The sequence below is a fragment of the Micromonospora sp. NPDC005324 genome (assembly GCF_040607155.1).
GTDB lineage: Bacteria > Actinomycetota > Actinomycetes > Mycobacteriales > Micromonosporaceae > Micromonospora > Micromonospora trifolii.
The window spans coordinates 55026-67348 of sequence record NZ_JBEXGE010000005.1; the positions used below are offsets into that span (position 1 = coordinate 55026).

Annotated in this window: 11 protein-coding genes and 1 pseudogene; 3 read left to right on the top strand and 9 right to left on the bottom strand. The window is 72.4% G+C overall.

Annotated elements, in window-relative coordinates:
- Nucleotides 1-32: 32 nt before the first annotated feature.
- The 5 genes and pseudogenes from ABZS40_RS06810 to ABZS40_RS06830 all read right to left on the bottom strand — a co-directional run bounded on the left by ABZS40_RS06810 (nucleotide 33) and on the right by ABZS40_RS06830 (nucleotide 5200).
- Nucleotides 33-977, bottom strand: a complete 945-nt coding sequence (locus ABZS40_RS06810; protein WP_238680308.1) for a beta-ketoacyl-ACP synthase III — start codon at nucleotides 975-977, stop codon at nucleotides 33-35.
- Nucleotides 978-991: 14 nt separating this feature from the next.
- Nucleotides 992-1900 (bottom strand): annotated as a pseudogene (locus ABZS40_RS06815) (ACP S-malonyltransferase); the annotation flags it as partial.
- Between the two features lie 78 nt (nucleotides 1901-1978).
- Nucleotides 1979-3280 (bottom strand): helix-turn-helix domain-containing protein, encoded by a 1302-nt coding sequence (locus tag ABZS40_RS06820; RefSeq protein ID WP_279616386.1) that lies wholly within the window; start codon nucleotides 3278-3280, stop codon nucleotides 1979-1981.
- A 37-nt stretch (nucleotides 3281-3317) separates the two neighbouring features.
- Nucleotides 3318-4019 carry a response regulator transcription factor gene (locus ABZS40_RS06825; protein ID WP_354942400.1) on the bottom strand — a complete coding sequence of 234 codons (702 nt, stop codon included), beginning with the start codon at nucleotides 4017-4019 and terminating at the stop codon, nucleotides 3318-3320.
- A complete protein-coding gene (locus ABZS40_RS06830; protein ID WP_354942401.1) occupies nucleotides 4016-5200 on the bottom strand; it encodes a histidine kinase in 1185 nt (394 codons plus the stop codon). Before ABZS40_RS06830 ends, ABZS40_RS06825 begins: the two co-directional genes overlap by 4 nt.
- 313 nt (nucleotides 5201-5513) lie before the next feature.
- Here ABZS40_RS06830 and ABZS40_RS06835 point away from each other — a divergent pair, with 313 nt between their 5' ends.
- Nucleotides 5514-5843 carry a hypothetical protein gene (locus tag ABZS40_RS06835; RefSeq protein ID WP_354942402.1) on the top strand — a complete coding sequence of 110 codons (330 nt, stop codon included), beginning with the start codon at nucleotides 5514-5516 and terminating at the stop codon, nucleotides 5841-5843.
- Between the two features lie 74 nt (nucleotides 5844-5917).
- Here ABZS40_RS06835 and ABZS40_RS06840 read toward each other — a convergent pair whose 3' ends face one another.
- Nucleotides 5918-6568, bottom strand: coding sequence for a hypothetical protein (locus ABZS40_RS06840; protein ID WP_354942403.1), 651 nt, complete (start codon nucleotides 6566-6568; stop codon nucleotides 5918-5920).
- Nucleotides 6569-6820: 252 nt separating this feature from the next.
- On the opposite strand from ABZS40_RS06840, the gene ABZS40_RS06845 reads away from it, so the two are divergent.
- Entirely contained in the window at nucleotides 6821-7423 is a 603-nt protein-coding gene (locus ABZS40_RS06845) for a copper resistance CopC family protein (protein WP_354942404.1), read from the top strand.
- A gap of 114 nt (nucleotides 7424-7537) precedes the next feature.
- Here ABZS40_RS06845 and gltX read toward each other — a convergent pair whose 3' ends face one another.
- Genes gltX through ABZS40_RS06860 form a run of 3 tightly spaced genes read right to left on the bottom strand, consistent with a single transcriptional unit; the run spans nucleotide 7538 to nucleotide 11617 of the window.
- Entirely contained in the window at nucleotides 7538-8947 is a 1410-nt protein-coding gene (gene gltX, locus ABZS40_RS06850; protein ID WP_354942405.1) for a glutamate--tRNA ligase, read from the bottom strand.
- Nucleotides 8948-8993: 46 nt separating this feature from the next.
- Complete coding sequence (locus ABZS40_RS06855) at nucleotides 8994-10271, bottom strand: MFS transporter (RefSeq protein WP_354942406.1); 1278 nt, start codon at nucleotides 10269-10271, stop codon at nucleotides 8994-8996.
- Nucleotides 10268-11617, bottom strand: coding sequence for a GH1 family beta-glucosidase (locus ABZS40_RS06860; RefSeq protein ID WP_354942407.1), 1350 nt, complete (start codon nucleotides 11615-11617; stop codon nucleotides 10268-10270). Before ABZS40_RS06860 ends, ABZS40_RS06855 begins: the two co-directional genes overlap by 4 nt.
- A gap of 188 nt (nucleotides 11618-11805) precedes the next feature.
- On the opposite strand from ABZS40_RS06860, the gene ABZS40_RS06865 reads away from it, so the two are divergent.
- Nucleotides 11806-12252, top strand: a complete 447-nt coding sequence (locus ABZS40_RS06865) for an SRPBCC domain-containing protein (protein WP_030488771.1) — start codon at nucleotides 11806-11808, stop codon at nucleotides 12250-12252.
- Nucleotides 12253-12323: the final 71 nt, after the last annotated feature.

Below are 12323 nucleotides of genomic sequence, written 5' to 3' on the forward strand. Positions count from 1 at the left end.
GCTCCTGGACGCGTACGCGCCCGAGGGGGTCATCAGGGGCAGCGGACGACCTGACCGGCGTAGGTCAGGCCACCGCCGAAGCCGAACAGCAGCACCGGTGCGCCCGAGGGCACCTCCCGGCGCTCGACCAGCTTGGACAGGGCCAGCGGCACGCTCGCCGCGGAGGTGTTGCCGGACTCGACGATGTCCTTCGCGATGATCGCGTCGGGGATGTTGAGCCGCTTGGCGATGCCGTCGATGATCCGGGCGTTGGCCTGGTGCGGCACGAAGGCGGCCAGCTCCGACGGGTCGACCCCGGCCCGCTCGCAGGCCTGCAGCGCGAGTGGCGCGATCGCGGTGGTGGCCCAGCGGAACACCGCCTGCCCCTCCTGCTGGATGTACGGGCGCCAACCCTCGATGCGGACCGCGTCGCTCTTGTCCGGCACCGAACCCCAGACGACCGGGCCGATTCCGGCCGGCTCGTCGTCGGCGGTCGCGGAGACCACCGCGGCGCCGGCCCCGTCGGCGAAGATGATGCAGGTGGAGCGGTCGGTCCAGTCGGTGAAGTCGGACAGCTTCTCCGCGCCGATGACGATCGCGTTGCGCGACGCCCCGGCCCGGATGGCGTGGTCGACGGTGCCCAGCGCGTACGCGAAGCCCGAGCAGGCGGTGTTGAGGTCGAACGCGCCAGGGGCGGTGATGCCCAGCTTGGCGGCGACCCGGCAGGCCACGTTGGGGCTGCGGTCGATGGAGGAGCAGGTGGCGACCACGACCAGGTCGATGTCGGCGGCGGTCAGGCCCGAGTTGGCCAGCGCCTTGCCGGCGGCCGCAGCGGCCATGTCGGCGACCGTCTCACTGTCGGCGATCCGCCGGCTGACGATGCCGACCCGGTCGCGAATCCACTCGTCGTTGGTGTCGACGAGCTGGGCGATGTCGTCGTTGGTCACCACCCGGGAGGGCTGGTAGTGCCCCATCGAGACGATGCGACTGCCAGTCATGAACGACCTCCGATACGGGCGATCAGGTCCCGTGCGGCCGGCAGGTCGTCCGGGGTGTTGAGGGTGACGATCTCCGGGGCGCCGTCGCCCTTGAGTTCCCGCTTGACCAGGCCGGCGAGGGTGCCGGCCGGGGGTAGTTCGATCACGCCGGTGACCCCGAGGTCGGCCAGCGTACGCATGCACAGGTCCCAGCGCACCGGCGCGGTGACCTGACGCACGAGGCGTTGCACCATGGCCGCGCCGTTGTCGACAGCGGTGCCGTCGAGGTTCGACAGCAGGGTCCGGGCCGGGTCGCCGGGGGTGATCCCGGCGGCCTCCGCGGCGAGCGCGGTCTCGGCCGCAGCCATGTACGGGGTGTGGAACGCGCCAGCCACCTGGAGTCGGATGATCCGGGTCCGGGCGGGCGGCGCGGCGGCGAGCTTGTCGAGGCCGTCCAGGGCGCCCGCGGCGACGATCTGCCCGGCGCCGTTGCGGTTGGCCGGGTACAGCCCGTTCGCCTCGATCGCGGCGATCACCTCGTCGGGGTCACCACCCAGCACCGCGGCCATTCCGGTCGGCTCCAGCGCGCACGCGGCGGCCATCTCCCGGCCGCGTACGCCGGCCAGGGTGATCGCGGCGTCGGCCGACAGCACACCGGCCAGGGCGGCGGCACCCAACTCGCCGACGCTGTGGCCGGCGGTGAGCCCGACGCCGTCCAGCGGCAGGTGTTCGGCCGCGAGCAACGCCGCGGCGACCAGCAGCGGCTGGGTGCGGGCGGTGTCCTTGATCTCGTCGGCGTCGGCGGCGGTGCCCAGGTGCAGCAGGTCGACCCCGGCCAACGCCGACCACTCGCGCAGTCGCGCCTCGGTGCCGGTCAGGTCGAGCCAGGGGGTCAGGAAGCCGGGTTTCTGAGAACCCTGGCCGGGACTAAGTACGGCGAGCACGCCTATGACTCTCCCGGATAAAGGCGGGCAACGCTGTGCCGCCTTCGACCAAACCGTACTAGGACCTTTGGAGGTTTCCTACAAAGATCGGCGGGGATCATCCTCAGTTTGGGCGGATTTCCGAGTTGCCGGGGTCATTGTCTGAGTCGGGACCGGCGAGGCGAGCGGGGCGACCGGATCCAACCGACCCACTGTCAGCGCGACCTGAAGGGCGAACGCGTCGCGCGGCGACAGCGGCGAGAACCCGGTGACCTCGGCGATCCGGCGCAACCGGTAACGCACCGTGTTCGGGTGCACGAACAGGGCCCGGGCCGCGCTCTCCAGCGTGCCACCGGCGGCCAGGAAGGCGTCCAGGGTCGCCAGCAGTTCCCCGCCGGCACGCACCAGAGTCGCGTACACATCGTGACGTAGCCGCCGACGGGCCTCAGCGTCGCCGGCGAGGGCCCGCTCCGGCAGCAGGTCCGCGGCCGGCACCGGCCGGGGCGCGCTGGGCCAGGCCGGCGCGGCCCGAAAACCGGACAGCGCCGCCCGCGCCGACTCGGTCGCCTCGTCCAGGCTCGGTACGGCGGGACCGACCACCACCGGGCCGTCCCCGAACGCGCTCAGCAGCTTCGCCGTGGCGGTCAGCGGGTCCGGTGCGCCGCCCAGCACGATCACCAGCCGGTCGCCGTGGACGCCGCCGATCACCTCCACGCCGATCCGGCGGGCCTGCCGGTAGACCACGTGCAGCACCGCTGAGACCTCGCCGCCGGGCGACCGACCGACCGCCACCGCCACCGGCGGCGCGTCCGCCCAGCCGAGCGCGGCGGCCCGACTGGCCAGGACGTCCGGGGAGTCACCGCGCAACAGCGCGTCGACCAGCAACGCCTGCAACCGGGCGTCCCAGGCCCCGCGCGACTCGGCGGCCCGCGCGTACACCCGGGCGGCGGAGAACGCGATCTCCCGGGAGAAGCGCAGCACCGCCTCGCGCAGCTGCTGCTCCTCGCCCTCGGCGGCCAGGTGCGACACCTGCTCCTCGACCACGTCGATCGTCACCTTGATCAACGCCACGGTCTGCTGGAGGGTGATCGACCGGGCCAGCGCCTGCGGTGCGGCGGCGAAGACCTCGTCCGAGACCTCCTGGGTGCTGTCCGCCGTGCCGCCGCCCTCGCGCAGCCACTGCACCAGCGACCTCGCGCCCGCCTGGGCGACAAGCATCACCCAGGAGCGCTGGTCGGCCGGCAGCGCCCGGAACCAGGGCAGCGTCTCGTCCATCCGGGCCACGCTGGAGGTGGCCAGCGCTCCCGCCGATCGTTCGATCCGGCGCAGCGTGGCCGACAGTTCCCCACCGCCCGGCGTGCTCACCGCCCTAGCCTGACACGTCGTGAGCAGGCCAACCACGCCGGCACCGGTCCGCCGACCACCGTCGGCGCCCGTCTCACGGCTGCGGGGGCGCGGGCAGGCCCACTTCCTGTGCCAGGATCGCGGCCTGCACCCGGCTGCGCAGGTCCAGCTTCGCCAGGATCCGGCTCACATGGGTCTTGGTGGTGCTCTCCGCCAGCACCAGCCGATCGGCGATCTGCTGGTTGGACAGACCCAACCCGAGGCAGGCCAGCACGTCACGCTCACGCGGGGTGAGGGTGCCCAGCGCGGCACGGGCGTCCGCCGACGCGCCGGGCGCGGTTGCCGCGAACGCGGTGATCAACCGGCGGGTCACTGTGGGCGCGATGAACCCGTCGCCCCGCGCCACCGTCCGCACCGCGTTGACCAGGCCGTCGGCGTCGGTGTCCTTGAGCAGGAACCCGGCCGCGCCGGCCCGCAACGCCCCGAAGACGTACTCGTCGAGGTCGAAGGTGGTGAGCACCAGGACGTCGGCGAGCCCGTCGCTGACTATCGCCCGGGTCGCGGAGATCCCGTCCCGGTGCGGCATCCGCACGTCCAGCACCGCCACGTCGGGGCGCAGCTCCCGGCACAGGCGCACCGCCGCGTCGCCGTCGGCCGCCTCGCCCACCACCTCGACGCCCGGTGAGCCGTTCAGGATCAGGGCCAGTCCGGCCCGTACCGCCGGCTGGTCGTCGGCGAGCACCACCCGTACCGTCGCCGCGCCCGCGTCGTCAGGTGGCCGCGCCGGCCCGGTCACCCGCCCTCCCCGGTGGGCAGGGCCGCCCGCACCTGCCAGCGGCCGTCGTGCGGTCCGGCGGTGAACCGGCCGGCCAGCAGCGTGGCCCGCTCCCGCATGCCGATCAGCCCGGCACCGGCGCCCGGCAGCCCGGCCCCGCCCCGGCGCACCGGGTTCTCCACAGTCAGCACCACCTCGGCCGGTCGGTACGCGATCGTCAGCTCCGCCTCACCCGTACCGTGCTTGAGCGCGTTCGTCAGCGACTCCTGCACGATCCGGTACGCGGCGAGGTCCACCCCCACCGGCAGCGCGCCCGGTGTGCCATCGGTCCGGACCCGCACCGCGAGGCCGGCCGCCCGGACCCGCTCGACCAGTCCGTCCGCCTCGGCCAGCCGGGCGGTGACCACCTCCGGCGTGGCCGGGCCGGCGCTGGTCCCGGGCTCGCGCAGCACCTCGATCATCTGACGCATCTCGGCGAGGCCCTGCACGCTGCTCTCCCGGATCACCCGCAGCGCCGACTCGACCTGACCGCGATCCAACCCGGGCACGGAGAGCACGGCGGTGGCGTGGATGGCCACCGCGCTGAGGTGGTTCGCGACGACGTCGTGCAGCTCCCGGGCCATCCGGGCCCGTTCGGCGCTGACCGCCTGCCGACGATCCAACTCGACCAGCCGGGCGGTCTGCTCGGCCCGCGCCCGCTCGGCGGCGGCCTGATCGCGGTACTGCCGCACACTGATGCCGGTCAGGACCGGCAGCAGCCCGGCGAGCACCACCAGCACCCCGAGCGCCGCCCCTCGCCAATGGCCGTACCCGAGCACGCCGCCGACCACCCCGAGCAGGCTCAGCGCCACGGTGATCCGTAGCAACCACCGCCACAGCCGGGGCGGGCCGTACACGCAGGCGTCGTAGAGCACCTGCGTGTAGACCAGGACGGTGCCCAACGAACTGCCCAGCGCCGTGTCGACCACCAGCGCGCCGGTCCCCACGGCCAGGCTGGCGCGCGGTGCGACCCGCCGCATGCCGACGGCGACGCAGACCGCCACCAGCGGCGGCAGGAACAAGGCCGACGGCACGTTCGCGTCCGGGCGGACCTGCGGTTGCCAACCCAGGGCGTACAGCGCCAGACCACCGGCCAGCGACGCGCCAGCCAGCACGAGGTCGCGGCCGAGAGTGCCGGAGTCGAGCCATGGTGGCGCACGCATGCCCCGATCCCACCACAGCCGTCGCCCGCCCGACTCCCACCCGGGGAGGACCTCGACCGCACCGCCATGCACCGAAAGGGGTACGCGGACACGTCTCGACCGTGGGAGCGCCCTCGGCCGTGACGCGCCGGGTGAACGGCACGAAAAGAGGCTGTGAACTGCGTAACCGGCTTCCGCGCTCGGCGGCGTCTTCGAGGCCCGGCCGGTCCGGACCCTGGGTACGCTGCGCGCGGCCCGTCGGTCCCGGCCAGTACGGTGACAGGGCACCTCGGGGAGAGCACCCGAGGGCGAGGCGAGCGTGAGGAGACCGGGGATGGCGCACGGGGAGGCCGAGAACGGCTGCGCCCAGGGCGAGCCCTGCCGGCCGGGGCACCACGACCCGCAGGCGGCTGGCAAGCACCGCCGGCCGGTCGGCGGCTCACCATCGCACCCGGTGGAGCCACTGCACGGGCGCGTCGATGACGAGCCCGTGCTGCCGCGTCAGCGCTCCGCCGAGCCCGCCGGCCTCGCCGAGCCCGACTTGGACGTTCCCGCTGGTTGCCTCAGCGAACTTCCCGGCTGGGCCGGGGCACATCGGCACGGCGCGGTCCGACCGCGGCCGCGGGCCACCCGCCGGGAGCGCCCACCGCGCCGCTGGTGCTGAACACCGCCGGCGCACCCGCAGGTCAGCGAGTGCGCCGGGTCAGCGGGTGCGTCGGCTTAGCGGAGTGCGTCGGGTCAGCGGGTGCGGCGGCGGATCAGCAGGGCGATCCCGGCGAGGCCGACCGTGATGGTCAGCATCACGCCGACGTTGAGCAGCAGCAGGCGCTGCAGGTCGCCGAGCGCCTCGTCGAGGTCCTTCGCCGGGTCGAGTGTGTCCTCCGGGAGAACTCGCTCGCCGCCGCCCGCGCCGCCACTGACAGTGTCGAACTGCCGTTCCAGCGGCACACCGGCGGTGCGCAGGGTCTCGGACATGCTGAGCCGACCCAGGAACCAGCCGGCGCTGGTCTTGCGGCCGTCCGGCTGCTTCGCCGGCCGGTAGACGCGGGGGCCGCCGATCGCCTTGGGATAGAGGTCGTAGGTCTGTTTCGGCGTCTCGCCGGCGAGCACCACGACAGTGTATTTCGGACCGAGGTTGGCTGCCTTCGGACCGGTCGGCATGCCGGTGCGAGCGAGGAAGTTGACCTGGTCGATGACCGCGCCCACGAGGGCGGGCTCCTTGTCCGCGTGCAACCGCAGCGGTGCGGACAGCCCCGTGCCGGTGATGTCCACTGCGGCGGGTGCCGGCTTCGGCGCCGCCGAGGCCGAGCCGGCGGTGCCAAGCGACAGCAGTGCCACCGCCAGCGTGCCCGCCAACACGGCGGCCAACCGCCTCATGTGTCGGACCATCCCGCCTCCTCGCCCCGTTCGATGGATGGCTTCGTCGTGACGTCTGGACCGATCTGCCGGTGCGGCATCGACCAGACGGTCGCGTCCACTCCTACAGACTCCGCAGAACGTCGATAAGTTGCAGCTTTCGGAACAGTATTTGGAACTATCTGCGATCTCTGCTCGACTAATGAGGAGCCGTTTGATCAGCGGGCGGATCGTACCCTTACGGAGGGGTTCATGGGGGGCAGGGTTACACGTACGGTGCGGGTCATGCCAGTGGTGCTCGGCGTGGCGTTCGGTGTGTCGTTTCTGGTGCCGGCGACACCGGCCGCCGCCCACAACGAGCTGACCGGCAGCAACCCGCGCGACGGCGCCCGCGTGGCGTCGGCACCCGCCCGGGTCGAGCTGCGGTTCCTCGCCAAGCCGTCGGCGACTACGACGAAGATCACAATAACCGGACCGGACAATGTGGTCGCTGGCGGGACTCCCGCCTTCGACGGCAGTCGAGTACGGGTGCCTTTCAAGCCGGCCGCCGCCGGGCTCTACATCGTCGGTTACCAGCTCACGTCGTCCGACGGGCATCCGGTGAAGGGGGAGGTGCGGTTCACCCTCACCACCGGCACCGCCGCCGACCCGTCCGCCTCGCCGCCGGCCGCCGCCAGCGCCAGCCCGACCGGTTCGCCCTCGGCCGTCGGCGTACCCTCCGCCGGGCCCGCGTCGGCGACACCCGGCAGTTCGACGGCCTCCACGGTGCCGGCGGCGTCGGAGCAGTCCGATTCCGGCGGTCGCTGGTGGATCTGGGCGCTCGGCGGCCTGCTGCTGCTCGCCGCACTAGGGGCCGGCCTCGTGTTCCGCTGCCGACGCAACACCTGATGACCGGCCTGGTCGATCATGGAGTTGTGGTGGATGACAAATCACCTGCGAGATGCCAAATCAGGCACCACAACTCCATGATCGACAGGGCTGGGCTGGCCGGCCTTGTTGCCGTCAGACCAGGCGCAGGCGGGCGGCGCGGATCCGGGTCAGGGTGCGCTCGCGACCGAGCACCTCCAGCGACTCGAACAGCGGCAGACCCACGGTGCGGCCGGTGACAGCGACCCGTACCGGCGCCTGTGTCTTGCCGAGCTTGAGGCCCCGCTCGGCGCCGACCGCCTCCAGCGTCGACTTCAACGACTCGGCGTTCCAGGACTCCAGCGCCTCGAACGCCGCGACGGCGTCGTCCAGCAGCTCGGCGGAGCCGTCCTTCATCGTCTTGGTCCAGGCGGCCTCGTCGATCAGCGGCGAGGCCAGGAAGAGGAAGTCGACGTTCGGCACGATCTCGCTGAGCACCGCGATCCGCGTCTGGGCCAGCGGCGCCACGGCGGCGAACGCGTCGGCGTCGAACTCCTCCGGCTGCCACGGCGGCGGCGCGATGGTCCCGGTGCCGGTCAGCCACGGCTGGCAGGCGTCGATGAACTCGGCCACCGGCAGCGCGCGGATGTATTCGCCGTTGAACGCGCGCAGCTTCTTCTCGTCGAAGAACGCCGAGGAGAGGTTGACCTCGTCCAGCCGGAACTCGTCCTCGATGACCGACCAGGGCACGATTTCCCGGTCGCCGGAGGGGGCCCAGCCGAGCAGCATGAGGTAGTTGCGCATCGCGCCGGCGAGGTAGCCCTCGTCGCGGTACGCCTCCAGGGCGACCTTGTCCCGGCGCTTGGAGAGCTTCTGCCGCTTCTCGTTGACCACCACCGGCACGTGCGCCCAGATCGGCGGCTTGACCCCGAGGGCTTCCCAGAGCAGCTGCTGCTTGGGGGTGTTGGGCAGGTGCTCCTCGGCCCGGATCACGTGGGTGATCCCCATGGTCATGTCGTCGACGACGTTGGCCAGCAGGAAGACCGGCGAGCCGTCGCCCCGGGCGATGACGAAGTCCTCGATGAGCTTGTTCTCGAAGGTGGGCTCGCCACGGATCAGGTCGACCACCACTGTCGCGCCCTCGTCGGGCGTACGGAAGCGCAGCGCGTGACCCGGGCCGGGGCCGAGGCCGCGGTCGCGGTGGTAGCCGTCGTAGCCCTGGTACTGCGAGCCGGTGCGGGCCTGCACGTCCTCGCGGGTGCAGTCGCAGTAGTAGGCGCGGCCCGAGTCGTGCAGGCGCGCGGCGGCGGCCCGGTGCTCACCGGCGTTCGCCGACTGGAAGTACGGGCCCTCGTAGCTGCCCCGGGAGATCCCGATCCAGTCCAGCGCGGAGAGGATGCCCTCGGTCCACTCGGGCTTGTTGCGCGCCGCGTCGGTGTCCTCGATGCGCAGCACGAACACGCCGCCCTGCTGCTTGGCGTAGATCCAGTTCTGCAGCGCCGAACGGGCGCCGCCGACGTGGAACATACCGGTCGGGGAAGGGGCGAATCGCACACGTACTGTCACGTCCCCCAGCCTACGGCGGTACGCGACTGCTTTCCGCCACCGCCCCCTAGGGCACTGAGCGGATCTTGACGACCAGGGCGCTGCCGAGCAGTGTGACGACGGCGGTGACCGCGTAGAGCGTGGGATAGCCGCCCAGGTACACCACGAGCGGGGCGGAGAGCGCCGGCCCGAGCACCTGCGGCGCCGAGTTGGCGATGTTGATGACGCCCAGGTCCTTGGCCCGGTCGGTGGCCCGGGGCAGCACCTGGGTGATCAACGCGGCGTCCACCGAGAGGTAGACGCCGTAGCCGGCGCCGAGCAGCAGCGCCGCGACGACGGCCATCGGCCAGACCGGCGCGACCGCGAGCAGCAACGCCGCCACCGCCATGATCAGCCCGGAGACGATCACGTAGATCTTGCGGCGGCCGGAACGGTCGGACAGCCGGCCGGCGACCACAGCCGTGAGCATCATCCCGAGCGTGTAGAGCAGGATCAGCACCAGCAGGCCGCCCTCGGGGTCGGGGTGGCGCACCCCGTCGGTGAGGAAGTACAGCAGGTAGAGAGTGCCGAGGGCGTTGCCGAGCTGGACCAGGAACCGGGTGATCCAGGCCCAGGCGAAGTCCGGGTGCTGACGCGGGCTGATCCACATCGAGGCCAGCAGCGCCCGCGTGCGCACCACGGGCCGATGGGCACGCGGCAGCGGTTCGTCGGGGGTGAGCAGCGCGAACGGGAGCGACAGCAGCAGGATGGCCACGGCGATGGCGAGGTAGCCGGCGGCGTTGCCGGTGACCACTGCGGTGACCAGCACCGCGCCGAGCACCAGCCCGAGCGCCTGCGGGATGCCCACCCAACCCGAGACCCCGCCGCGCTGCGTCACCGGAACCCGGTCCGGGATGGCGGCACTGAGGCTGGCCAGCATCGCGTTGAAGCAGACCTGCGCGGCGACCCAGCCGAGAGCGACCCCGAGGATGGTCCGTTGCTGGGCCAGCAGCACCAGTGCCGCCGCGCCGAGCACGGCCCCGCCCGCCGTCCAGACGTGCCGACGACCGAACTCGCGGCCGGCGATCCGCAGGCAGGTCCGGTCGGAGAACGCGCCCGCCAGGGGGTTGGCCAGCACCGCTGCCAGCGCACCGAGGCCGGTGACCACGGCCAGCATGTTCTCCTTGTCGCCGGGCGCGATCTGCTCGATCTGCTGCGGCAGCAGCACCTGGATGGGCGTGAAGAACGCCATCCACACGCCGAGGTTGGCCGCGAAGATCAAACCGATCCAGCCGCGGCGCACCGGCACCGTCGGCTCGGCGAGCGCCGCCGGCAGCGACGCCGGCGTCGGGTCGAGGGTGGTCACCGCGTCGACCCCGGCCGGCTGGCCGCGATCACGTCGCGCAACCAGGTGTACGACGACTTCGGCGTACGGGTCTGGGTGGCGTAGTCGACGTGCACCAGCCCGAAGCGCTTGGTGAACCCCTCGGCCCACTCCCAGTTGTCCAGCAGCGACCAGACGAAGTACCCGCGGACGTCCACCCCGTCGTCGATGGCGGCCCGGACCGCCCGCAGGTGCCCGTCGAGGTAAGCGATCCGCTCCGGGTCCGCCACCTGCCCGTCGGCGTCGGGCGCGTCGTCGTACGCGCAGCCGCCCTCGGTGATCTCGATGGGCGGCAGTGCGTCGCCGTAGGTGTCGCGCAGCCAGCCGAGCAGTTCGCGCAGCCCGTCGGGGGCCACCGGCCAGTCGAAGGCGGTACGCGGGTAGCCGTCCAGCGGCACGAGGTCGAACGGCAGGGGTGAACCCTCCTCGGCCGCCCGTACCCCGATGGGGTTGTAGTAGTTGACCCCGAGCACGTCGATCGGCGCGGCGATCGTGTCGAGGTCGCCGGGGTGGATGACGCTTCCGTCGAAGCCGGGCAGCTCCGGGTAGCCGCGGCCGAGCAGCGGATCGGTGAAGAGCCGGTTGTGCAGCACCTCGTACGCCGCACCGGCGGCCCGGTCGGCGTCACTGTCGCCGAGCACCCGCACCGGCGAGTAGTTGTTGGCGATCGCCACCGGGCTGGCGGTGTGGGCGCGCAGCGCGGCGACCGCGAGCCCGTGACCGAGCAGTTGGTGGTGGGCGACCGGAAAGGCGTCGAACAGCAGCATCCGGCCGGGTGCGTGCACACCCATGCCGTAGCCGAGGCTCATGTGGATGAACGGCTCGTTGAGGGTGATCCAGAGCCGGACCCGGTCGCCGAGGCGGGCGGCGGTCTTCTCGGCGTACTCGGCGAACCGGGCGGCGGTGTCGCGGTGCAGCCAGCCGCCGGCGTCCTCGAGGGGTTGCGGCAGGTCCCAGTGGTAGAGGGTGGCCACCGGGTCGACACCGGCGGCCAGCAACTCGTCCACCAGGCGGTCGTAGAAGTCCAGGCCGGCCGGGTTGGCCGGCCCGGCGCCGGTGGGTTGGACCCGGGGCCAGGCGATGGAGAACCGGTACGCGGAGACGCCCAGACCGGCCAGCAGCGCCACGTCCTCGGCGTGCCGGTGGTAGTGGTCGCAGGCCACCTCGCCGCTGCTGCCGTCGCTGATCCGCCCGGGGGAGCGCGCGAAGGTGTCCCAGATGGACGGAGCTCGGCCGTCGGCAGTGGTGGCGCCCTCGATCTGGTGGGCCGATGTGGAGACGCCCCAGCGGAAGCCGGTGGGGAACTGGGGCATCGGTGCGGTCGACATGCGCCCTCCCGGTCAACGTGAAACGTGCTCGGGACTTTAGGGCGCTCTCGATGAATGCGCCATAGGCCGGCCTGGCGCATTCCGCAATGGTTGATCGGCGTGTCTTTTTCCGAACCCGTCCAGGTAAGTCCGATTTAGCGCATAGAGTGCCGATATCGTGGGATGTCCTCACCGGAGGAAAGACGGAAATGATCCTCGTGGAACGCAGTGCGCACGTGGCGGCGCCAATTGAAGTGGTCTGGGATGTCGTGCAGCGGGCCGAGCAGTTGCCGGCCTGGCTGGCCGGGGTCCGCGCGGCCGAAGTGCTCTCGGGAGAGGGCTTCGGGCGGCGGCAACTGGTCCAGGCGGGGCGCGGCTCGGCGCATGAGGCCGAGGTGATCGCCTACCAGGAACCGACGCTGATCGGCTGGCGGGAACGGGCCAAGGGTGCTGGATCTCGGGCGGAGGCGCGCACCGAGATCTACGTCCAGCTCACCGGAGACGAGGAGGAGGGCGGGACGATAGTGCGCCTCATCGTGGTCCGCTGGCCGGCCGGCCCGGTCAAGGCGGCCCTGCTGCGCCTCGGACTGCGTCGGGTCGGCGCCGACCTGGAGGACTCGCTGGCCCGGCTCACCGACCTGGCCGCCGTCGGCTGACGAGCGCCCATCCTCCCGGCGTCACCCGCGACGGCGGTGGTCCGGATCCCCGCCAGGGCCCCCGGACCACC